Source organism: Streptomyces sp. NBC_01341 (assembly GCF_035946055.1).
Taxonomy (GTDB): Bacteria; Actinomycetota; Actinomycetes; order Streptomycetales; family Streptomycetaceae; genus Streptomyces.
Window position 1 is genome coordinate 5,044,667 of sequence record NZ_CP108364.1, and the last position, 22,022, is coordinate 5,066,688.

The 22,022-nt window shown below is 65.9% G+C and carries 13 protein-coding genes and 3 pseudogenes; 12 read left to right on the forward strand and 4 right to left on the reverse strand.

Annotated elements, in window-relative coordinates; genetic code table 11:
* The first annotated feature begins 89 nt into the window (after positions 1–89).
* The 7 genes and pseudogenes from OG206_RS22140 (at position 90) to OG206_RS22170 (ending at position 10,173) form a co-directional block, all read left to right on the forward strand.
* The gene (locus tag OG206_RS22140; RefSeq protein ID WP_442805882.1) at positions 90–713 is read left to right on the forward strand and encodes a helix-hairpin-helix domain-containing protein; all 624 of its coding nucleotides are present in this window, start codon (positions 90–92) and stop codon (positions 711–713) included.
* Positions 710–2,737, forward strand: a pseudogene (locus OG206_RS22145) (ComEC/Rec2 family competence protein); the annotation flags it as partial. The gene OG206_RS22140 and the pseudogene OG206_RS22145, both read left to right, overlap by 4 nt.
* Positions 2,738–2,855: 118 nt before the next feature.
* Positions 2,856–4,322, forward strand: coding sequence for a hypothetical protein (locus tag OG206_RS22150; RefSeq protein WP_327118750.1), 1,467 nt, complete (start codon positions 2,856–2,858; stop codon positions 4,320–4,322).
* Positions 4,306–6,225, forward strand: a complete 1,920-nt coding sequence (locus OG206_RS22155; RefSeq protein WP_327118752.1) for a hypothetical protein — start codon at positions 4,306–4,308, stop codon at positions 6,223–6,225. The genes OG206_RS22150 and OG206_RS22155 overlap by 17 nt, the downstream gene beginning before the upstream one ends.
* A complete protein-coding gene (locus OG206_RS22160; RefSeq protein WP_327118754.1) occupies positions 6,222–8,291 on the forward strand; it encodes an integrase in 2,070 nt (689 codons plus the stop codon). The genes OG206_RS22155 and OG206_RS22160 overlap by 4 nt, the downstream gene beginning before the upstream one ends.
* Positions 8,288–8,701 (forward strand): hypothetical protein, encoded by a 414-nt coding sequence (locus tag OG206_RS22165; protein WP_327118756.1) that lies wholly within the window; start codon positions 8,288–8,290, stop codon positions 8,699–8,701. Before OG206_RS22160 ends, OG206_RS22165 begins: the two co-directional genes overlap by 4 nt.
* Positions 8,702–9,030: 329 nt before the next feature.
* Positions 9,031–10,173, forward strand: a complete 1,143-nt coding sequence (locus OG206_RS22170) for a hypothetical protein (protein WP_327118758.1) — start codon at positions 9,031–9,033, stop codon at positions 10,171–10,173.
* A gap of 513 nt (positions 10,174–10,686) precedes the next feature.
* Here OG206_RS22170 and OG206_RS22175 read toward each other — a convergent pair.
* A pseudogene (locus OG206_RS22175) lies at positions 10,687–10,801 on the reverse strand (IS5/IS1182 family transposase); the annotation flags it as partial.
* Between the two features lie 243 nt (positions 10,802–11,044).
* On the opposite strand from OG206_RS22175, the gene OG206_RS22180 reads away from it, so the two are divergent.
* The 3 genes from OG206_RS22180 (at position 11,045) to OG206_RS22190 (ending at position 15,883) form a co-directional block, all read left to right on the forward strand.
* Positions 11,045–11,851: a hypothetical protein gene (locus OG206_RS22180; RefSeq protein ID WP_327118760.1), complete on the forward strand. Its 807-nt coding sequence runs from the start codon at positions 11,045–11,047 to the stop codon at positions 11,849–11,851.
* On the forward strand, positions 11,844–13,070 hold the full coding sequence (locus tag OG206_RS22185) for a helix-turn-helix domain-containing protein (RefSeq protein ID WP_327118762.1): 1,227 nt from the start codon (positions 11,844–11,846) through the stop codon (positions 13,068–13,070). The genes OG206_RS22180 and OG206_RS22185 overlap by 8 nt, the downstream gene beginning before the upstream one ends.
* 287 nt (positions 13,071–13,357) lie before the next feature.
* Positions 13,358–15,883 (forward strand): helicase C-terminal domain-containing protein, encoded by a 2,526-nt coding sequence (locus OG206_RS22190; RefSeq protein ID WP_327118764.1) that lies wholly within the window; start codon positions 13,358–13,360, stop codon positions 15,881–15,883.
* A 19-nt stretch (positions 15,884–15,902) separates the two neighbouring features.
* On the opposite strand, the pseudogene OG206_RS22195 reads toward OG206_RS22190, so the two are convergent.
* Positions 15,903–16,110 (reverse strand): annotated as a pseudogene (locus OG206_RS22195) (helix-turn-helix domain-containing protein); the annotation flags it as partial.
* A gap of 123 nt (positions 16,111–16,233) precedes the next feature.
* On the opposite strand from OG206_RS22195, the gene OG206_RS22200 reads away from it, so the two are divergent.
* Both OG206_RS22200 and OG206_RS22205 read left to right on the forward strand, forming a co-directional pair.
* A complete protein-coding gene (locus OG206_RS22200; protein WP_327118766.1) occupies positions 16,234–16,368 on the forward strand; it encodes a hypothetical protein in 135 nt (44 codons plus the stop codon).
* Between the two features lie 112 nt (positions 16,369–16,480).
* Positions 16,481–18,550 carry a Shedu anti-phage system protein SduA domain-containing protein gene (locus tag OG206_RS22205; protein WP_327118767.1) on the forward strand — a complete coding sequence of 690 codons (2,070 nt, stop codon included), beginning with the start codon at positions 16,481–16,483 and terminating at the stop codon, positions 18,548–18,550.
* A 515-nt stretch (positions 18,551–19,065) separates the two neighbouring features.
* On the opposite strand, the gene OG206_RS22210 is transcribed toward OG206_RS22205, so the two are convergent.
* The gene (locus OG206_RS22210) at positions 19,066–20,541 is read right to left on the reverse strand and encodes a hypothetical protein (protein ID WP_327118769.1); all 1,476 of its coding nucleotides are present in this window, start codon (positions 20,539–20,541) and stop codon (positions 19,066–19,068) included.
* Positions 20,542–20,923: 382 nt separating this feature from the next.
* Positions 20,924–21,958 (reverse strand): hypothetical protein, encoded by a 1,035-nt coding sequence (locus tag OG206_RS22215; protein WP_327118771.1) that lies wholly within the window; start codon positions 21,956–21,958, stop codon positions 20,924–20,926.
* Positions 21,959–22,022: the final 64 nt, after the last annotated feature.

Sequence of the window (22,022 nt, forward strand, 5' to 3'; positions counted from 1 at the left end):
GGTGGCGGGAGGCCGGACCCGCACTGCGGGACCGCCTCCCTCTGTGGTTGCAGCTCCGATGCGGTCTTGAACCGCGTGCGCTCGCAGCGGTGGCGGTCGTCCTCGCCGGCGCCCTGATCCTTGCGGCGACCCATTTCTGGTCCGCTCGGCCCGAGACCGTTCGTGCTCCCGAACGGGTGGCCGAGGCCGCAGCCGTCCAGGCGGGCACGCCTGGCGCTCCCGGGCCCGGCTATCCCTCGCCCCTGACCGCCGGGTCGTCGGCCGGCCCGACTCCCGGAGGACGCATCGTCGTCGACGTGAGCGGGAAGGTGCGCCATCCCGGGATCCAGTACCTGCCGGTCGGTTCCCGTGTCGCGGACGCGCTGCGGGCCGCGGGAGGCGTCCGTGAAGGAGCGGATGTCACGGGACTCAACCGAGCGCGCGTTCTGACGGACGGCGAGCAGGTCGCGGTGGGGCTGCCTGCCGCACAGCCTGCACCGGACGGAGGCACGGGGGCAGGGCCCGGGCGCACCGGACCGGTGACGCCGCTGAGTCTCGGCGCGGCCACCGTCGAGCAGCTCGAGACCCTGCCGGGGGTGGGTCCCGTTCTCGCCCAGCACATCATCGACTACCGGACCGCGCACGGCGGCTACCGCTCCGTCGACGAGCTCCGTGAGGTGAACGGGATCGGCGATCGCCGGTTCGCGGATCTACGGGCACTGGTCACGCCGTGAACAGCACCGATGTGCACGGGGAATCGGGATCTCGGCTGGGAGCCGCCCACCCGCAGCAGGAAGCTCCGGCCGATCTCCGGCTGGTGCCTCCCGCGCTGGCGGCGTGGGGAGCGGCAGCGGTGGCTCTCGGCGCGCCCGGCCGTTGGGCGGCGGTGGGAGCCGTTCTCTGCGCCTGCGCGGGCGTGTGCCTCCTCGCCCGGTCCCGAACCGCCCGGTCCCGAACCGCGGGAGGGCCCGCCGACGGGTGGCCCCTGCGGGCGAGTTCGCGGTGGACGGCGCACTCCGAGGGGGCGCCTCCGCGGGTAATCCCGCGGCGGGCCGCGCACTCCGACACACCCCGGCAGCCGACGGGCCCCGCGGGGTGGGTGCGGCGCGCCACGCCGCGTGCCACCGCCGCTGCCGGGATGCTCCTGTGCGCCGCCGCCGGCACGGCTGCGGGAGGGCTGCACGGAGCGGATTCCCGCAGCGGGCCCGTCCCGGGGCTGGCGCAGGTGTATGCGAGCGTCGAGGCCGACGTGACCCTGACGTCCGACCCGCGACAGACCCGCCCCCGTGTCCAGGGTGATCACAGCACGCCCGTATCCCTTCTCATCGACGCCGAGGTCACCCGGCTGACGGCTCCCGACGGGCGGGTCACCGCACTCCGTACCCCGGTTCTCGTCATGGTCGCTCCCGGTCGGGCGGTCGCGAACTGGCGGCAATTGCTGCCCTCGACCCGGCTCCGCGTCAGCGGGCGCCTCGCACCACCGCGTCACGAGGGTGAACGCATCGCAGCCGTTCTCGGTATCGACGCGGACGAGCCACCGAGGACGAGTGCCGGACCGACTTTCCTCCAACGTGGTGCGGGGCGACTGCGCTCCGGCCTCCGGGAGGCCACCGACGGGCTCGGCCCCGACGCCCGTGCTCTGCTGCCCGGGCTGGTGGTCGGAGACACCTCCCGTGTCCCGCCCGACCTGCACGACGCCTTCAAGGCCACCGACCTCACCCACCTGCTCGCGGTTTCCGGTGCCAACCTGTCCGTGTTGCTTTTCCTCCTCATCGGGCCACCGGGCACGGCCCTGCGCAGCGAACGTCGCGGACTGGCACCCAGGCTGGGGATCTCGCTGCGCATGACTGCCGTCCTCGGCGGGACCATCGCGCTTGCCTTCGTGATCGTCTGCCGCCCCGAACCGAGTGTCCTGCGCGCGGCGGCGTGCGGTCTGATCACCCTGCTCGCGATCGGAACGGGACGGCGCAGATCGCTGATTCCCGCACTCGCCGCGGCCGTTCTGCTCCTGGTGCTGTACGACCCGTGGCTGTCCCGCAGTTACGGATTCCTGCTCTCCGTGCTCGCCACCGGGGCGCTGCTCACGCTGGCCCCGCGGTGGAGCGGTGCGCTGCAACGACGCGGGGTCCCGGCCCGGCCGGCCGAGATGCTGGCGGCCGCCGGAGCCGCCCAAGCGGTCTGTGCGCCCGTGGTCGTGGTCCTCGCCTCACGGGTCAGCCTGGTGGCGATCCCCTGCAATCTGCTGGCCGAGTTCGCGGTGGCGCCTGCGACGGTCCTCGGTTTCGCCTCACTCGCCGCGGCCCCCCTGTGGATGCCGGCGGCCGTGGGACTGGCCACGGTTGCGGGCTGGCCCGTCAGCTGGGTCGCGTACGTGGCCCGTACCGGGGCGGCCCTTCCTGGGGCGGAGGCGGACTGGCCCGGTGGCTGGCGCGGTGCCGCCCTGCTGGCCGTCCTCACCGTCGTGCTGCTGCTCTCCGCCCACCGTCTGGCCCGTCACCCGTGGCTCTGCTCGACTGCCGCGCTTCTGCTCGTCCTGGCGGTATGGAGACCGGTGCCACTCACCCGGCTCATGACGGGCTGGCCGCCTCCCGGCTGGGCTTTCGCCCTGTGCGACGTCGGACAGGGCGACGCCATGGTGCTCGCCACGGGGGAGGGTTCGGGGGTGGTCGTCGACGCCGGCCCCGAACCACGCCTTGTCGACGGGTGCCTGCGCGACCTGGACATCACCCGTGTTCCCCTCCTGCTTCTCACCCACTTCTTCTCCCGATAGTTTCAGACGCTCTCATTGAGGGCGGCCCTGCAGGGGCCGCCCAACACTGTGTGCGAGCTTCCTCGTTACCTCTGACGGTGTTGGGTTCTCTCAGTCGGAGGGGTAAGTGGATCTGTTCTTCGTCAGCCGGGCCCGTGTACAGGAACGGCCAGAGTTGTACAGCGGGGTGGGCGCGGAGGCTGTACGACGGCTGGACTTCCGGGCTCTGCCGGATCGTCTGCCCGTGATCGTGGACGGGCAGATGCGGCCGGTGGAGCCGGCCTGTTCCTGGTTTCGGTACCTGGCCTACCTGGGGCGTGATCCGGAGAACACGCTGCGGCACTACGCGTACATCGTGCTGCGGCTGATGGAGTTTCTGGCCGAGCGAGGCCGCGAGCTGGGGACTGCGGCCGAGTCCGATCTGGTGGCCTACCGGCGGTCGCGGATCGAGTTGCAGGATGTGCCGGTGGGCGGAACGGCCTGGGACCGAGAAGCGTCGGTGATCAACACACTGCTGGACTGGATGGTCGGCCGGGGGCTGCGGCGCACGTCACCGCTGCGGGCGGTCGGCTCCTCGAACCCGCTGTCCAGCGGGTTGAGCCGGGACATGGACATCCGGCACCTGTCGCTAGGGCAGTATGTGTTTTTCCGGGACATCGGGTTGGGCGGGCAGACGCTGGGTGGCGAGGTCGATCGGTCCTTTCGCGGCTGGGCGCCGAACCGCAGCCGAGCAGCTGCGGACCTGGGGCTGATGACCGGGATGCGACCACAGGAGTGGTCGACGGTGCTGCTGCCGGAGCTCGCGGTCGGGATGCGGCGGGCCGGAGAGGTCGTGCAATTCGACCTCCAAGCATGCGCGAAATACAAGAAGCACCGCACCGTCTTTGTCCCGCGCGACGCGCTGACCTCGGTGGACCGGTTCTTGCTGATCGAGCGGCCGGAGATGGCCGAGGGCCTGGTCCGCACGCTTGAAAGGCGCCATCGCGAGCTGCTCGTGGTCAGCGAGATCGACTACGCGCGCGGCCGACTGAGGGGGTGCTGGCAGGGCAGGGAACGGCAATTTACCTGGTCGGCGATGTCGCCGAGGCTGCGGCGGGTCACAGTCCACGAGGGACCGGCCGGGCTTGAGCCTCTGGCGGTGTTCATCGGACACGGCAGCCTGATGCTCACCTCATCGTCGTGGGACCGAATCCGCTGCCAGGCATGGGACCGGATGACGACTGTCCGGGACGACGTTCTGGCCCCTCAAATCCCCCTGAAACGCTATCGATTCCACGATCTGAGGCACACGTTTGCCCTGCGGCTTTTGGACTTCTTGATGCGGCGGGCGGCCGAGCGCGAGCGGTCGGTAGTCCGGGCGGGCATGGCGACGCTCGCCGAGCATATTGCCTTCAATCCGCTACTGATTGTCAGCCGCAGACTCGGTCATGCGAGCCCAGCCACGACCTACGAGTACTTGCGCTACCTGGAAGACCCGATGGCCTACGTTGACGCCGTGTTCGCCCAGTGGGCGGCGAGCGATGGGGACACTTACGCGGACATCGCCCTGCGGACCATGGATGTTGAGGAAGCCGGTCATGCCACGCCGCGGTGAGCGAAGCCGGGACTTCCGGCACGACGACCCTGCCCTTGGTCCGGCGCGGATCGGGGTGCGGCAGGTGGTCACGCTGGAAGCCAATGGGAAGAAGAGCGTTCTGCGGTTCGACCCGTCGCGCTTCGCCTGCCAACTGCTGGCGCAGGAGCTGGCGGACGAGTGGGCGGAATATGTCGAGGTGGCTGCTCGCCGGACGGGCACGGCCATCTTCCACCGCCAGAGCATCACCCTCTTTTGCGAGTTCGTTGACGCGCATCTGCCAGGGCGGGCTCCGACGGCGTCTTTGGGCGGAGCGGACCCGGATCTGGCTGAGGTGCTGCTGGCCTGGGAATACTCGCTGCCGGCCCGGTGGCCTCAGGGGTCGACGCGTCCAGCGTCGCTTGCGGCGAATCTCCGCATTCTGATCAGCCGGCGTCAGCGGCATTCGGACCGGGAGGTCGCTGAGAGGCTGGGACGGGTGGCCGCAGACCAGCACGGGCTGTCCTGGGGCGCCTCGAACGAGCTGGACGAGTACTCCCGCAAGGACAAGGCCGCGCTGGTCAGGGCCGCATGGGAAGACGTCAGCCGGCTCAGTAAGCGGCTGGAAGCCGGTTGGGCGATGGTCGCTGCCGGGGGCCATCCTGCGGAACGCGGCTGGTCCCGTATGCCTGACCTTCTCTGGGCCCTATCTCATCAGGCTGTCTCACCCCGGGAGATGGCCGCGAAAGTTGTGTTCCCCTTGTCGCCGGAGCTGCGGGCGCTCATCCCGGAGTACGTCAAGGTCACTGGATCGAGCAGTGGAATGCGCTGCTACTTCCTGGTCCGCGGCCTGCTGCATCAGCTCTATCCCAACGGTCGAGACCTGCATGCCTTCCGGGTGCTCTTGGTGGCCGCGACAGGCCATGCCCCGGAGGAGGTAACAGGTCTGTCTGATGAGTCGGTGGAGTTCACCGCAGGCGGCGTCCGGCTGACCATGACGAAGAACCGGGCCCGCAGGATTCACCGCAGGGCCTTCAGCCGGGTCGACAGGGCGACTGAGGTTGAGCACGTTCACGAGTACGCGGACCGGCCTCGCCTGGAAGTGTCGGAGATCGTCCGGCGGCTGATGGACGTGACCGCGCCGCTGCGTGATCTGTATGGAAAGCGTCCCGCGCCGCTGTTCTTGCAGGGGACGCTGCCGACGAGCACGTGGGAGTTCACCGTCAGCCAGGGGCGACTGCGGCTGTTTCAGGACTGGGTGAAGGCGGTGGGGCTCGAACTGGAGGGCCCGGCCGACATCCGCCGGCTGAGGAAGTCGACGAAGGTGGAGAAGGCCGTCGCCTTCGGTGGCCGCATCGCGGACATCGCAGACGACCACCACGAGGAGACGTTCCGCGGCCACTATGCGCAGGGCACCACACTGCGGGTGATCTCCGGACAGGTGATCACGGCCGCTCAACAATCGTGGTTTGAAAAAGCCATCGCGGGCCCGGTCGTCGTGGACACCACGGCCGAGGCGGCTCTCCACCAGGCGGATTCACCAGCGTTTGGTGAACTCGGACTGAGTGCTGGGCAGGTCGAGGACTTGCGAAGCGGGGCTCTGGAGATGGGGGTGACTAGCTGCCGTGATCCGTTCGACTCGCCCTTCTCCCGCTCCGGTGATCTCTGCTCGGTCGCACCGTTGCGCTGCCTGGAATGCCGCAATGCCTGGATTCTCCCCTCCCACCTGCCCCAGCTGCTGCTGTTCGCCGACCACCTGGACCGGTTGCGCACCCGACTGAGCCCGATCCACTTCCACACCCTCTGGGAGCAGACCGCCGCCAACCTGGCGGCGGTCCTCGCTGACCGGACGGAGGCCGACATCGCAGCGGCCCGTCGGCACATCGCTGACGGCACCGCCACCTTGCACCTTCCCCTTGCTGCACGAGCGGAGTTTGATGCATGAACCGCACCGTCCCCAGCTCACTGGTCACAACGGCCTTTGGCATCGACGAGCCCGTTCTGGGCTCGCACCCTCTCCTGCCGGGCGCGATCAGTCCCGTCTTTGGACAGCACGACGAGTGGAATCTCAACGGGGCGCTGCGGCGCCCGGCCAACTTGCACCCGGCTGATTGGAAGATGAAGTTCAACGGCTTTAGTGGCCTCTGGAATCTCCGGGCGCGCGAGCTGGCCATGATCGCGTTGAATCCGCGGCATCCCAGGATGATGGCTGCGGGCATCCCCGCACCCCGGCGGCCGGTCAAGGCGCGGACGGCCATCAAGATGCTCAGCGCTTTGCGGGGTCTGGAGGCATGGGCGACGGAGCGGAGACTGCCGCACGACTTGGGGGCCTGGCCGGAGCACCAGTTGCACGTTCGTGTGGCCGAGCTGCGGGAGGAGCTGAGCCTCAGCACCGTGGTGAGTCACGTCAAGTTAATCCGTGAGCTTGAGCGTTGCGGCCCGCTGCTGACCGACGGCGGACTGACCTGCGATCCCTGGCCGGGAATGTCCGCGCGGGCGGTCGCGGGTTCCACATCGGACGGTCGCGGAAGGTTGTCGACCCCGGTCATTCCGCCGCAGGTGTGGTTCCCGCTAATCCGAGCCGCCTGGACCTACATCAACAAGTTCGCCCCGGACATCCTGCGAGCCGAGGAGCGCTACCGACAACTTCAGACAGAAGCGGTGAACTCGTCGGTGGGGGCGGAGAAGCGACTGCGAGCCTGGCTGGCCACGCCGGGGAGCTCCGTCCCGATGCACCACGAGTCGAAGCCGTCCCGGATCACGGATGCAGGCACGGTCTACTGGAATCTGCTGTCCCTGCTGATCGGCATCGACGCGCGGGCGCACGTCTTCAGCAACATCCGGGCCCTCCGCCCGATTGTCCAGGAGGCGGTGGACCGCGGGCAGTGTGCGACGGCGAGCCTGCTGAGTGAGTACACCCAGGTCGAACGCGCTGATGGCACCTTGGGCGGCTGGAGCTGGGGGATCGATCTCCGCGGCCTGGCGCGGGAGATCCAGATGCTCCGGGTCGCCTGCTACATCTTCGTCACCGCGTTGAGCATGATGCGCGACTCGGAAGTCCAGGAGGTTCTCAAGGGCTCGGTGGTCAAGCACTTCGGGGCGCCGGCCGTGGTCTCGGCAGAGGTCAAGGACGAGGAGGACTTTCCGCGCAAGCACTGGTGGATCATCGAGCCGGTCGCCCGAGCGCTGGCTCTGGCCGAGGCGATCACCCCGCACTCCGAGCGACTGTTCACTGGACTCAACGGCCAGATCAGGAACGCGGAAAGGTTCACTGCCGCCGCGGGGATCAAGGCGTTCGTCGAGCACGTGAACGCCAGAACCGCAGTCAACGGGCTGGAGCCCATCCCACCCGAGCGGGTCGCCCCACACATGTTCCGCAGGACCATGAGTATGCTGACCGACCAGTTCCCTGGGTCCGAGATCGCCCTGGGCATCCAGCTGAAACACGTTGCCTCACGGGCCTTGGCCAACCGCACTACCCAGGGCTATGCAGCCTCTGCGGCATCCTGGGCCAAACACCTCGAAGGGGCGATCGAAGCCGCCCGCTTCCGGGGCCTGCGGGATCTTTTCGACGTCCACAAGGAGAACGAACCGATCGGCTTCGGCCCCGGCGCTGAGCAGCTGACCCGGACCTTCGACAAGATCCGCGAGTCCGTCGCGGCCCAGGACGGTGACGCGACGGTCGAGCACGCGCTGCTGCGGCAGGCCCGCGTCTCCATCCGCTTCGGCACCTTGAACAACTGTTTGTTCGACGCCGCCAACCCGGCTGGCGCCGTTTGTCTGGAGAACGCCGTGATCCCGCCCGGACACACCGGACCCCTGCCGGACCGCTGTCGCCCAGACCGGTGCGGCAACAGCATGATCGGCCCCCAACACGTCGAGATCTGGGACAGCGAAGAACGGTCTCTCACCAAGCTCCTGGACACCCGTCGCCTGGCCTCCGGCCACCGCGCGGCCCTCGAACAACAGCGGGACGAGGCACGGGCCGTTTTGCGGAAGGCCGGACGATGAGCGACGCGAGAGTCTCGGCCAAGGCCGAGCACAAGCTCCGCGCGGCCATGGACCGGCTCGTGTCGGGCAAGCCGCAGCACAGCGACGGCCGGCTCACGAAGAACAACCTCGCCCTGGAAGCGGGCGTCAGCCCAGCCACGATGTTCCGCGCGAAGGCGGTGCTGGCCGACTGGGACACTCATATAGACACCCACGGCAGCCTCACTCCTGGCGAGGCCCGCCGAGACGCCGACAGCAACGACCTCCGCCGTCAGCTCGCTGCGGCCAAGAAGGAGATCACCGAGCTCAACCGGCAACTGACCGCCGCGATTACGGTCGTCGCCTCGCTCTACCACGACAATCAGCTGCTTCGGACCGAGCACCAAGCGGAGGGCAACATCTTCGAACTGCCGCCTCGACCGAAGAGCTGAGCGCGTTCACGCGTATCGGCGAGCGGATCGTCGAAGGTGCTCACCACCCACTCGGGTGCCAGCATGACGGGGCGGGTGCGAGTGAAGTCGCCTTCTTGTTGGAACCGCATGACCAGGCCGAGGCCGAGAAGGCCAGCCTCTCCATTGAGACCGAAACGCAGCCTTCCTTCGTGGGATGCTGCCGGAGGCGCGACCAAGCTGGCGAAAACTGACCGGTTGTGGCTGGCTATTGGGCGTGGCGGTGGAAATTGGAGGGGTACGCGCGTACTTCGCCGCTTAGTCTCTCTAGTTCGCCCATCTTGCGGCGACCCCTACACGAGGAGGCGCCGATGGCCACCGATGGCCCGGTGACATGGGACGAGCTGCTGGCCGAACCATTCAACATCCACTCGGTCACGACCCACAACAACGTCGTCCTCGATGCGATGCGGGACATGTTTGACCTGACCGACGGGGCGTTGAACCGCATCATGCGTGCCGATCACCTCAAGCTCACCCAAACCCTGGACGAGTTTGGCATCGCCTACAGCAGCCTCGCTAAGGCGCTGGTGCCGGATCACCGCCGCAAAGAGATCGCTCTCCTCTTCGACTCCGCTGTGGCCTCCTTGAGCTCCAACGGCTTCTACGGCATTGACGTGGCGGAGGCGTGGATAGCGGGTTTGCCGCGACCGCGAAAAGGAGTCCCCGTCAACTCCATCCTGCGCGGCGACATCCTCTACGGCACCCGCGATGAAGTGCAGGCGGTCATGGACAGGGACGTCGTCTACCACCAGCCGTTCACGGTCATCCACCCATCTCAGGTGTACTGCGTGTACGTCACGAACCTGTCCAAGGAGCAGGCCAGCACGCTCATCTCCAGCGCCGCAGAGCACCCCGCCTACGTCGGGCACGCCGACTGCACTGACCGCAGCGTCCTCAAGGAGATCCTGGGCCGATCCCTGGCGAATTCTGGCCTTCGCGTGGGCGACATGATGCTGGAAGGCGTGGCCGAACCCGGCGAGACGCCCAACGGCGCAGGGCTGCCGTTTGAGGCGCTCGGCTTTACGCCTAGGCCCGTGCTCCACGAGCTGTTCCTGCCGTTCCTTGGCTATCGCATAAACAGCCAACTCACCGGCCGGAACCGTGAAGACAACCGTTCAGCGCTCACCGCACTCAGCCCTGATGCCGCACACCTGGAAGCCCCCGACATCTGGATGACGCCGGCTCGCTATGGGTACCTCCAGGACGGCAAGCACCGTGACTCTTTGGAGCAGGCCGGCCTGCTCACCTTGAGCCAGCCCGCATTGGAGGCCGCAGTCAGCAGACTGGTAGCACAGGGTTACCTGTATAACCTGCGCCTCAACGAGTACGGGAACCTGCTTTACACAGCACTGGTTGATGTCAAGGTGGAGGACGGTCGGTACCGGACCTTCACGATCGGACTCAAGTTCAATTCGCAGGACAAGCGCGTCGAGCTGACGACGTTCTTCTGACCCTCCCGCTATTGCTCGTTTTCGGGTTTCCGCGCCTAGATGCAATACCGGTGCTTTAGGGCTTCGTCCGTGGGGTTGGGGATGTTTTGGTGGGCTTAGCAAGGACGACGACTGGGGTGTCCGGGCGAGGCGGATTGTTGTGTTCGGTGCGTTTGAGCGCCCAGTTGGACATTTTGCGTTTGATCACTCGCGGGTTGGACCGTAACCGTCGTGGTTCCAGGAGACGTTCGGTGATTTCATGCAGGGTCTGCGTGAGCGCCCGGGTGAGCCGGGTGGGGGGAAAGTCCCACCTGGCTGGAGGTCTGCCGGCGGACGACGCGCAAGGTGCGGGTGAAGGACATCCGGTCCGGGTCCTCTCTCTCGTGCTGGGCGGCCTGGTGCATGAGGTCGCGCAGGGCGTGGTGCACGAGGAGGAACGCGAAGATCTCCTGCTCGGCCCCGACCGGATGCTGGGAGCGCAGGACGAAGCGGGGACCGCCCAGGTGGGTTTTGATCTCGTCGATGGTCGTCTTGCAGGTCTCGCCGCGACGAGCCGGTGCGGTACTTCCACGCGATGGCCTCCAAGGTTCGACGGTGGTCGGCGCATCGTCGACCGCAGACCGGATCGGTCGGGTATCGCCAGCTCGATCCGGTCTCATATCGCATCAGTGATCACTAATCGGACGGACATATCCGATCGATCGACGAGGAGGTCAAGGAGGCATCCTCTAGCCATCACCCCGCCCTTCGAGGCGCTGGGCTCGACTCGCACCGCTGGTCTGTGAGTGAACCAGCGTGCGCAAGTCACCAAAGTGGGCAATGGATGCACAGAAATTAAGCTAGCGTGCTATGTTGATCTACCTTCGATAAGTGGCTAGCCCTTGGAGGGGTCATGGCTGATGGGGTCACGCCGTCGCAGTGGGCCGTCGAGCGATTCGGTGAGCAGGCCGCAGAGGTGACGAAGCGCGTCGTCACCGGGCTGGCGCGCGGTCAGCGGTCAGCCCGCTTGGTCCAAGTGGCAGCTAAGAACGCGGGAGCCAAGGATAAGCGGCCCTACGGCAGCATGTGGGCTACGCGCTATAGCCAGGTCATCGAACAGTTCGACTTGGCGGACATGCCTGGGTACGAGGCGCGTAAACCCAAGGGGGCGTCGTACAGCCTGGCCGTAATCAACGGGTGCGTATTGATCCCATTTCGACACGCCACGTCGCTGAAGGAGCCGATCTCCAGTGCAAAACTAAGCACGAAGATTCCCAAACAGGTGTCCCGGGATAACGGCGTGGAGCCGGCGCAGACGCTGTTCGACGTCCTCGGCTCCTCCGAGGTGGTGACGGATCCGTCGGTAGCCGATGCGGCCTCGGCGGCCAGGGCCGAGAAGTTGACGGTGGTGTACATCGCGTACGTCGCTAACTCTGACAGCGACGAAGTTCTGGGCGCCTGGTGGGGCACTCCGAACTCACTGGAAGACGACGGCACGATGTCGTGGTCACCCGAGCGGCTCGACATGAGCATCGCAGTCGCGCAGTCCTCCAGTGACGCTCGTGGCAGCCTTCACGGCGCGGGCACTGACATCCCCACGCGCGGTTTCGCCGAGGGTGCCATTCCTTCGTTGGTCGTCACTCCACGCTCCGAGGTCGCCCACCGTCCGTCCGCTGAACGAGAACCAGCCATTCCTGAGGCAGAAGACAGTAATGAATGAGGATAACCAGCCGACACTGTTCACCACGTCTGGACGCGGATTGCGTAAAGGCCGCGTCAGCCTGGGGCAGCCCTCACCCGCGGCGGTTCACGAGGTATTCGATCCCGCCCGGCTAACTCAGGCGCGCAACCTTGTTGGGATGACTAAGAGGCGGCTGGCCGACGAACTCGGGGTGACGCCGGCCGCAGTAAGCCAGTACGAGATGGGCACCAACCGACCTCGCCCAGATTTGTTGCCGCGGCTGGCTGAAACTTTGAATGTGCCGTTGACATTCTTCTTGTCAGGGCGTCCTCACGCACGGCTGGACCCCTCGGCTGCGCACTTTCGCAGTCTTCGCAGCACCCGAGCCTATCAGCGTGCCAAGGCTGTCGCGTTTACTGAGCAGGTCTGGGAGTTGACCTATGCGCTGGAGAAGCGTGTCCAGCTGCCGATGGTGGACCTGCCCGGCTTTACCGGTGGCGAGGTCCACCCGGGTACTGAACTACCCAGTGATCCAGCCTCAGCCGCCCGAGCCTTGCGAGTTGCATGGGGGCTAGGCACCGGACCAATTACTCACCTAGTTCGGCGACTGGAAGCACACGGAATAGTGGTGATCACTCCCCAGCGCGACGAGGATCTGCGTTCCGTCGACGCCTTTTCCACATCACACCTTCCGCGCCCGATGATCGTGCTGACACCGAACAGGACGGATGATGTCTACAGGCATCGGTTCAGCGCAGCCCATGAGTTGGGCCACTTGACCCTGCACGGCGAAGCTACTCCAGGTGACATCACTCAGGAGCGGGAGGCTGATGCTTTTGCAGCAGAATTCCTCACGCCCCGCGAGTCGATCCTGCCTGAGCTGCCTAGTCGGGCAGATTTGCACAAGCTGTCACAACTGCGAAATGCGTGGGGGGTTTCGGTACACTCTCTGCTCTACCGCTGCCGAGAACTCGGCCTCCTGTCAGACTCCTCGGCCAGTCGCGCCTACCAGCGCTTGAATGAGCTAAAGGGGCAGCCCGGATTCGCTCCGGAACCCCTGGCTGGTTTCCCTAGCGAGCAGCCCGCGCTGTTGTCTCAAGCATTCAGCCTCGCTTGCGATCACGGTCTGTCGGTCACGGAACTTGCACGTGAGCTGGCCTGGACAGTTCCTCAAGTTCGGCAGATTCTCGGCATAGAGGGAGATCGTCCGATCCTTCGACTGGTCAGTAGCGCGCCCCAAGCATCTGAAGCCGTGTGACTCCGGGCTGAAGTGCTTTGAAAGGAAGCTTCAGCCCTGGCATCCGATTCTCATTGTGGCGCTGCTAGTCGTCGAGAGGATCGCCCGCATGCTGGTCGTGTTGGGCCGCACCCAGGGATCTGCAACCTGTGCCCTTCTCCGCCTGCCCCGAGTCTTGGAAGCTCTGAGCCTCTTCCTTCCGGTCTGAACTCGCCGATCCATAGTCGCGGTGTTGAAAATCGACCTCGGCGGACGCCTCGATGGCGCGATGATGGGGCGAGTAGATCAGATCGAAGGGGGCGCTCAACGTGCCGTTGGACTGGAGCAAGGTTGACTCTGGTGAAACCGAACCGCTGCTGCGACCACGGGACATCTATGTAGCAGGCCCCCGGCCGTGGGCCTATCTGCGTCATGAGCAGGGCGAGGTGCTGGACCGCTGGTTCGAGCGTCGCACCGACAGAGATGTAGTGATCAAGCAGAACACGGGCGGTGGCAAGACTGCTGCGGGCCTGTTGATCGCCCAAAGCACATTGAATGAAGGTGTTGGGAAGGCCGTCTATCTCGCAGGAGACACTCACTACGCAACCGGTCAGGTTCGGGAGGAAGCCGCGAGGCTCGGGCTCGCGACGGTCGTGGATCCACGAGATCCCGCCTTTCAGGCGGAGCGATCCATCCTCGTGACCAACTTCAAGAAGTTGTTCAATGGCATGTCCGTATTCGGAGTAGCTGGTAGCAACCGCCCGACCATGCCGCTCGGCGTCGTCGTCATCGATGACGCTCACGCAGCCTTGACGACCGTCACTGGCCAGTTCCAGCTCTTCATCCCCCGCGAACACAAGGTCCACGACACGCTCGTGGCCATGTTCGCAGGCGAACTGAAGGATCAGGCCCCCAAGCATTGGCGTGATGTCCAGGCCGGCGACTACTCCGCACTCGTGCGCATCCCCTTCTGGGCCTGGTCCGATCGGCACCAAGAGGTCATGGATCTACTCCACCCACACGGAGATGATGAAACCTTCAAGTATACCTGGCCGCTCGTTGCGGACGTGCTGCCTTTGTGTGCCGCGTCCGTGACAAGCCGCGGCGTGGAGATCCGGCCTCCGTGCCCTCCCGTCAGCGCGATCCCGGCCTTCACCAATGCTCAGCGCCGCGTCTACCTGACAGCAACCCTGGCGGACGACAGCGCTTTGGCCACTGTCCTGGATGCTGCTCCGCCACTTCTGTCGCGTCCGGTCACCCCGGGCAGTGCCGCAGACCTGGGCGACCGACTGATCCTCGCGCCGCTTGCCCTTAATCCGGCACTGGATGAAGAAGCAGTGCGCCGCATGGCTCAGCAGTTTGCACACGGTGACCGAAACGGTGACGGCGTGCCTGACAGCAAGCCGGTCAACGTGGTCGTCATCGTGCCCAGCGCGAATCGGGCTACTGCCTGGAAGCCGTACGCCGACCGGACTCACGCGGCGAACACCTTGGAGGCCGGGGTCAAGGAGCTGCGCGAGGCTGAGCACGTCGGACTCGTCGTACTGGTGAACAAGTACGACGGCATCGACTTGCCCAACGACGCCTGCCGACTACTCATCCTCGATGGGGTGCCCCTGCCCTTGGACGCTGCCGAACGTCGGGAGGCATCTCTTCTTCCCGACAGCCGCTTCCGGGTGGCCCAGGGTATCCAGCGGATCGAGCAAGGCATGGGCCGTGGGGTGCGGGACCGAGAAGACTACTGTGCAGTTCTTCTCATGGGTGCCGAGCTCGGTCTCGCCATTCGTGATCCCCGTCGTCTTGATCTCTTCTCCCCCGCGACCCGTGCGCAACTGCGAGTAAGCCAGCGTGTCGCTGACATGATCGCCGGCGAGGGACTGCCGCAGGTGAGGGAAGCCATCGATGCCTGTTTGGAACGCCAACAACACTGGCTGACCCCGAGTCGGCGGGCCCTGGCCGATGTCCAGTACGAGCAAGTGAGTAACGTTCGTGCTGAGGCCACAGCTGGCCGAGAGGCGTTCGACCTGGCCTGTGTTGGACAGTACCGGGCCTCGGCGGATCGCCTTCAGGTCGCCATCAACAGCCTGGAGGACAAGGCACTACGCGGCTGGCTGATGGAACAGAAGGCGACTTACCTTCATCACGTAGACCCCCTTGCCGCACAGAACGTACTGGCAACCGCAGTCATGGAGAACCCAAGGGTTCAGCGGCCGGTCGACGATGTGACTCCGCGCCGGATCAGGGCTACGGCTGTCCAGGCCCGTGCCGCTTCCAAATTCCTCGGGCGGACCTACTCAGACGGCGTCCAATTGGTGCTCGGCGTCCGTCAGATTTTCGACCGCATCGTGTGGGGCGATGAGGAGAGGGCGGATGACGCTGAGGCTGCATGGGAACTGTTGGGATGCCATCTCGGGTTCCGTAGCGATCGGCCTGACAAGACGTTCAAGATCGGCCCGGACAGTCGGTGGGCCATGACGAGCGATCACCACGGCATCATCGAGCTCAAGACAGGCTGCACCACTAACTCGATCTCCAAGGACGATATTGATCAGCTCGGCGGGAGCGTTCGGTGGCATGAATCGATCGATCCCAGCGTCCGGGCTACTCCGGTCATGCTTCACCCAAGCAGCATGCTCCATGAGCAGAGTCCGCCTCTGCCCGGCCTGCGGGTGGTTACGCCGTCGAAGCTCGACGATCTGAGGGAGGCCGTGGCAAGCGTTGCCACGGCCTTGGCCGCCGGCCAAGGCAGATGGGCCGATGAGCAGGCCGTCGCTGCCGAGTTCGCCCGGGCCAAGCTCACTGCGGGAGCGCTCCTCGCTACCTTCGCGGAGACGGCGCGACCGGCGCCGGCGTGACCTTGTCTGGGCGTGCGGTATAGGCGTGGGCGGTGCCACCGGGATCCCGAAGCCGACGGCTATCTGGGGCAGGGTGTCGTGCTTGCGCAGGTACACCAGAGCGACGAGCGCGCGCGTTGGTGCGGCGGGAGCTTGCAGCGGTGGTCACCCTCGCGGGTGACGATGAGCAAGGTTACCCGCTCGACCTGCGCGTGAGGCAGGTCGAGCGCGACAGGATAGGCAACCAATGAGGCACCTGCGCTGGTGAGTTGAGACCTCGAATGTCTCCCTCAACGGCACAGGTGCCTCGTGCGTTGCGCCCTCGACGCCGTCACTCCATCGGTGACCACTCTGAAAACGCTCACGAGAGGATGCGCCGCGAGAATGCCGAGAAGCGCAAGCAGGAAGCCCAGTGGTCGCGGGCGGAGTGGTTCGACACGCGGGAGCGGAAGATGGAGGACTTCGCCCGTCTGTGGGACGGGACCGGGGCCGGGAACGAACAGTGAACCGCCTGCCCGCGCATCTCTCACCTGACGACGGCAGGCAGGCCCGATCGTTCGGGAGATGGAAAGTCCCGATAGGCCGACGCGTGACTGCTCTACCCTCCATCCTGGACACATGACGTCCAGCAACCCCGCCCCGACACATGCGCAGCCATCGATCACAATGGTGACGCGGCACGACATCTTCAACTACCTGCGCGGGATATCGAGCCCCTGGTGGGGGAAGCTGGACGAGGTTGCGTTCCTGGAGGTCCTATACGACCTGGACCGACCTACGGCCGCGGACAGCCGACTCCCGACTGTCCGCGCCGACATACAGCAGCACCGGTTTAACAACTGTGACCTGCCTGACGACTGGATCTTCGAGGACTCCCGGCTGGAGCTCTCCGACGGACCGGACGAGGTGCTGCTCGCCTTCCTCGCACGAACCGTTCATCCCGAGGTCGCGGCCGACGTCGAGGCGGCCACGAAACAGGTCGAGGAGCTGAACCGGCTGCTGGCTCCGGACGGATGGCGCCTGCGTGCCTACGAGTTCCTCTCTGGCCGCCCTATCTACACGCCGGTCCGACTACCGCCCACGGGCCTGTTGGTCCCGCTGCCGCTGAACGACGACGACACCAGCAAGCTCGACTTGGTCCTCGGGCAGACCTACAGCCTCTTGGACTGCGCCGGCGAGGAGACCGCACGCGACCTGCTACGCACCGCTGTCCTGACCCTGCGCCGCGATGGTGGCTTCATCCACCCCATGCCTGGTGACAGTTGGACAGCGGACACCTACGAGGCGGTCCTGACTGTGGAGCGCGAGCTCCAGCCCGCCTGTACCCCGGAGATGAAGGAGGTGATTTGGCGGACCCTGGAGCACCTGCTCAGCCAGCTCGGACGTACCGACGTCCTGGACCTCGTGGTTGAAGGTGATACCCGGCCTCTGCCCAACATCTCGCCGGACTGGCGGACTCAGGCTGCGGCACCCGCTACCCCCATCGTTCGCGGTCTCCGCCTCCCCTTCTCCACTACCGAGTTCGACGTCACCTGCGGGGACTTCGCCGATCTGGAGATCCGCGGCTCGCAGGACAGCAGCGGGTTCCACTACCTCTACGACACCCGCGCACGCCGGATGATCACCGACTTCGTCCTCGACGACCGGCCCCGGGTGGCCACACTGTGCAACGTCACCATCATCAAGAAGGGCGACACCTTCACGCCGAGGATCAAGCTGTGGAAGAGGGATAAGAGGAAGGCAGGGGAGGTCTCCGCCACGCAAACGATGCCCGATAACGGGGCCACCCGGGCTGTCAAAGCGCTCGTCGACACCGGGGACGTCCACGAGAACTTCTGGAAGGTCATCAACTTCCTCCAGGGTTGCACGGGGCTGAGCACGCCCGGCGGCTCCCTCCATCTCGTGGCCAGGGACGAGGTCCACCTGACCCAGCTGCTGACCGGCCAGGACCGGACGATGGTTCTCGGTGCGGTCAGGACCGCAATCGGCGGTGGGCTCACCGAGGAGGACATCCGGCTGATCAGCAACCGCAGAGAGCAGCTCCAGAGGTTCGAGCAGCTACTGACAGATCCGGACTATTTCCAACAGGAGGAGGGTCTGGCAACGACGCGCGGGCCGGAAGCGGTCTGGCAGGCTTTCTTCGAGGCGAACCAGTGGATCTTCGGCTACGGACTCAACCTCATCGCCTGCGAATCCATCGACGACGGCAAGCTGGAGCGCATCACCACCGGTGCGGACATATTCGGCGGAGCCGGGAAACGTATCGACGCCATCATGCGTTCCAAGGGCCTGATCAGCAGCATGCTCTTCTGCGAAATCAAGACCCACGACACGGAGCTACTCGCCAAGACCCCGTACCGCGCAGGCGTCTACCAGGCCTCCAAAGAACTGGGCGGCGGCGTGGCGCAGGTGCAGAAGACCGCCAGCAAGGCCCAGCAGCACATCTCCCGCGAATTCCTTACCCGCATCTACGACGACGACGGCACCCCGACCGGCATCGAACTGTCCACTACCCGGCCCCGGCAGATCGTGGTGATCGGGAGTCTGCTCGAGTTCACTCACCATGGCGCCGTGAACCCGGAGAAGATCAACTCCTTCGAGCTGTACCGGACATCGATCCAGGACGTCGAGATCATCACGTTCGACGAGCTCTACCAGCGAGCGTGCTTCATCGTCGAAGATCGCTAAGCAGAGGTCACGTACTGTGCTCGCCCACGACCCCATTGTCTCCCGGCCGGCGGGCGGTACCAGGGTGTGGCGTGGCTGCTTGCCGCACGATCTTGACCACCGAATCAGGTGACCTCCGCCGACCGCGTGCCCGACCTTCGGGGGGCGAAGCAGTTGGAGACTTGCCGGTCTGGCCGCGTGTCTTCGCTCCGGTCTCCGAACTGGCCGGGCTTCACGGGGGCAGGGCGAGGTGCTGCAGGAGCTAACTGAGGGGTGAGAGACTGTTCGACGCTATGGAGGTAGCCGGCGACGGGGGCGCCGCTGCGGAGATGGCTGTGATCTTGGCTGGCTGCTTGGTGGAGGGCCGACAGGCCGAAGCCGGCGCCGACTGCGGCGCCGAGGAGAGGCTTTCCGGCCAGTGCGCCACCGCTGACGGCGGCGATTCATGCCGGCAGATCGAACCATCCCGGGCATCTTCCTCTGATCTGCCAGATGATCCAAACGAAACGGCCCGGGTCCATGTCGGTCTCATGCGGTCACTTGCGGCTCTGGCCACGCATCACATCGAGCACATCGCCCGGGGCCAGCCGATCACGGTACAAAAGCGCCCAAGTGACGGCGCCGACCACGGCAATGATCTGAGTCGATCCGGCAGCCGAGAGCTTCGACAAGCCTGCTGCGATGGCGGCACCGGTCATCACCACACCAAGGATGACCAGCCGCACCCATTCGCGATTGACGGCGGGATCTACGTCTTTCAAGTCCTTGGGATCGAGCAGGGCGAGTATGCGGCCTTGCGCGTACCGTTCAGTAATTGTTACCAGCATGCGCGTCATCTCCTCGAACACCTGGCCTGTGTCGGCGTCGATGTCCTGCCGTGTTTCTAGCCGCCGGACCGCGCCTACTACGTCGGCCGCATGCTTCCGGTACTCGCGCCGGCGCGGTCCGGGCACCTGACGATGCCGGACCTTCCACGCCGACCACACCACTTGCTCAACCTTGGAGAGGTCCACGCGCGGAACGTAGACAGCGCTATGGGGCTGCATGACGGTCTGGTAGTAGTGACGCCGGGCCGCCCCCGCGCGGCCGACACAATCGATCAGAACCGCGACAGGCCGGGTACGCCTGGCCGCTCCCGGGTGCAGACTCAGCAGCGACCGCAGCCACCACCCGCGAGGAGGAGGGGCGGCGAAGCCTGGACCGCGCCTGCTGTCTGCCCGGGTCGGCCCGTGCTGGCCGAGTAGTCCCAGCACGGCTCGTAGCGCAAGGAGAAGCGCGGCAGCCAGAACGAACCCGAACACCGCAGTAGCCGCCTCGGCGGGGCGGCCTTCCGGGGCACCCAGTGCTGGAAGATATTGGGCTGCTTTCCTCCAGATCGACTCACCGAAGGCCCGGAAGATCGTCACTACCGTCACATCGATGTCTGGTTGCTCGCCGGTCCAATCGACCTGCCGGGCCGGACCCCACAAGCCGCCGCCGGGCGCCCACCACACAACGGGAGCTTTTTCGCTCTCCGCCCACACATGGGACGACCACCTGATGACGAAATTGACGATGCCCCCCAGGTTGAGCAGGATCTGCAACAGGAAGAACGCCTTGACGAGGTAGGCGACCGCAGCCAGCGGCGCGATTTGATGCCACGAGCGCAACGCAGCGCGCACGTGCCGGCCAACAGGAAACAGCCTGTAGGCATCCGGGCCAAAAGGCCGCCTCACCCACGCCAGATGCTCCGCAACCCTGCGCCTGCTCCACCGGACGTAGGAGGTCACTACACGGCCCAGAGTGTGTGAGTACACCCACTCGCCCGTGGCGAGCAGAGCCCGTCCGACGAGTTCGGCCAGGGAAAGCAGCCGTTGCAGGAACCACCGGATCCGCAACACGTCACGCGGGTCGACCGTCTCCGATATCCCCCATACGACTATGCCCGGCAGTGCAAGCACTAGGAACAAGCTGACCAGGAACAAGACCACTTCAAGGACCATGCCCAGAGCAGCCCACGCAATTTCGATCACCCCGACAGTCTGGCCGAGCACACGCGGTGGCGAGCTCTGTTGGCCTGATATCTCGCGCACGAGAACGGCTACCGACGCCTAGTCAGCCGCCCACCTGGCCAACGTCGGCGCCGCGCACGATCTGACATAGATGCTCCTCAAGCCCCTGTCCCGCGTGCGGGCACGGATACGAGGGCTGGACGTTCGACCTTCCCGTGCCCCGGGTTCAGGGTCCTTCGTCGGGAGGCTGTCCGCAGCGCGCAGAGGTGGCGACGCCGACGTCGAGAACGTCCAACTCGTCCAGTCGACGATGTCGGCGAGGCGCGCGGAGGCAGGGCTAGGAGCAGCAGTAACAGGGCCGCCGCCTCCAAGGATTACGGGGCTGGTGGCGCGGGCCTCGGCGTCAGCATTCGCCCTCCTCCCGCGCGCCACGGGCTACTTCGGCGAGGAAATGCGTGGCAAAGGACAGCAGCGGGCCGGCTTCCCCGTGGGAGGCTCTCCACCACAGGTAGGTGGCTGGGTCGAGGATCTGGCACGTCATGAGCGCGTCCCAATCGGCGGCGGCCCGGCACCTCTGCATGTGGTGGTCCTCTTGCGGGAAGTCTCCCGTACGCCGTGCCTGGCCCACATGCAGAACCGCTCCCCGTACGGCATCGTTGCCGCTTTCATCCAGCAGACGCAGCGCGCGGTCGGTGTCGGTGAGGTTGGCCGTGCTGACCATGTCGATCAGGCTGACCATGCCGCCGCTTGGCCTGGCTCCAGACTTGTGGCCCTGTTCTTCAATGAGCTCGCGGAGGCGTCTCGCTGGAGGGTTGGAGGAGAGGAAGGCATCGTCCAGGGCCTTTTGGCTCAGCTCGGTGAGAGGCTCCCCGATCTCGGCGCACATGATCCGGAAGGCATTGCGCAGGCCGGTGCTCGGCGATCGCTTGTCGGGTCTCTCTCCGGTGGATTCCTGCACGTCTTTGACGAAGGTATCGATCTGCGCCTGGCTGAGCCCGCGGGATCGGGCGAGGTGGGCGACCATCTCCAGCACTGGCTTAGGGGAGACGGGAAGTAACGCCTCGATGGCCTTCCCCGATTGGGCGTTGATCTTGGGGATCGGCGGTCCGTCCTCGTATCTCTTCAGGTTCTCAACGCCTTTGCGGATTGCAGTCCGGATCTCCCGGGTGGCGAGGGGATCCGGGTTCATCGCCAGCATCCTCCACCCCAGCACCGGGCACAGGTGGCCGCCAGAACGTGCCATAGCGCAGATTTTCGCGGCCGTGACTGCGTTGTCGAACTCTTCGGCCGTGGCGTTTACGGGCAGGCGCGGGATGAAGCGCGCCCTGTAGTCCCGAAGAAGTGTCCGGTCGCTGTAGACGTCCAGGCCGTAGCCGGCGGCATTGAGGGCCTGCCGGACGGGACCGAACGCGGTGGGCGGCTCGTTGGTACGGCTCATGACCCGACGCTACGCGCAGACGCTGGCGCGGGGTCCAGTTTTCTGCCGACTTTCATTCCAACAT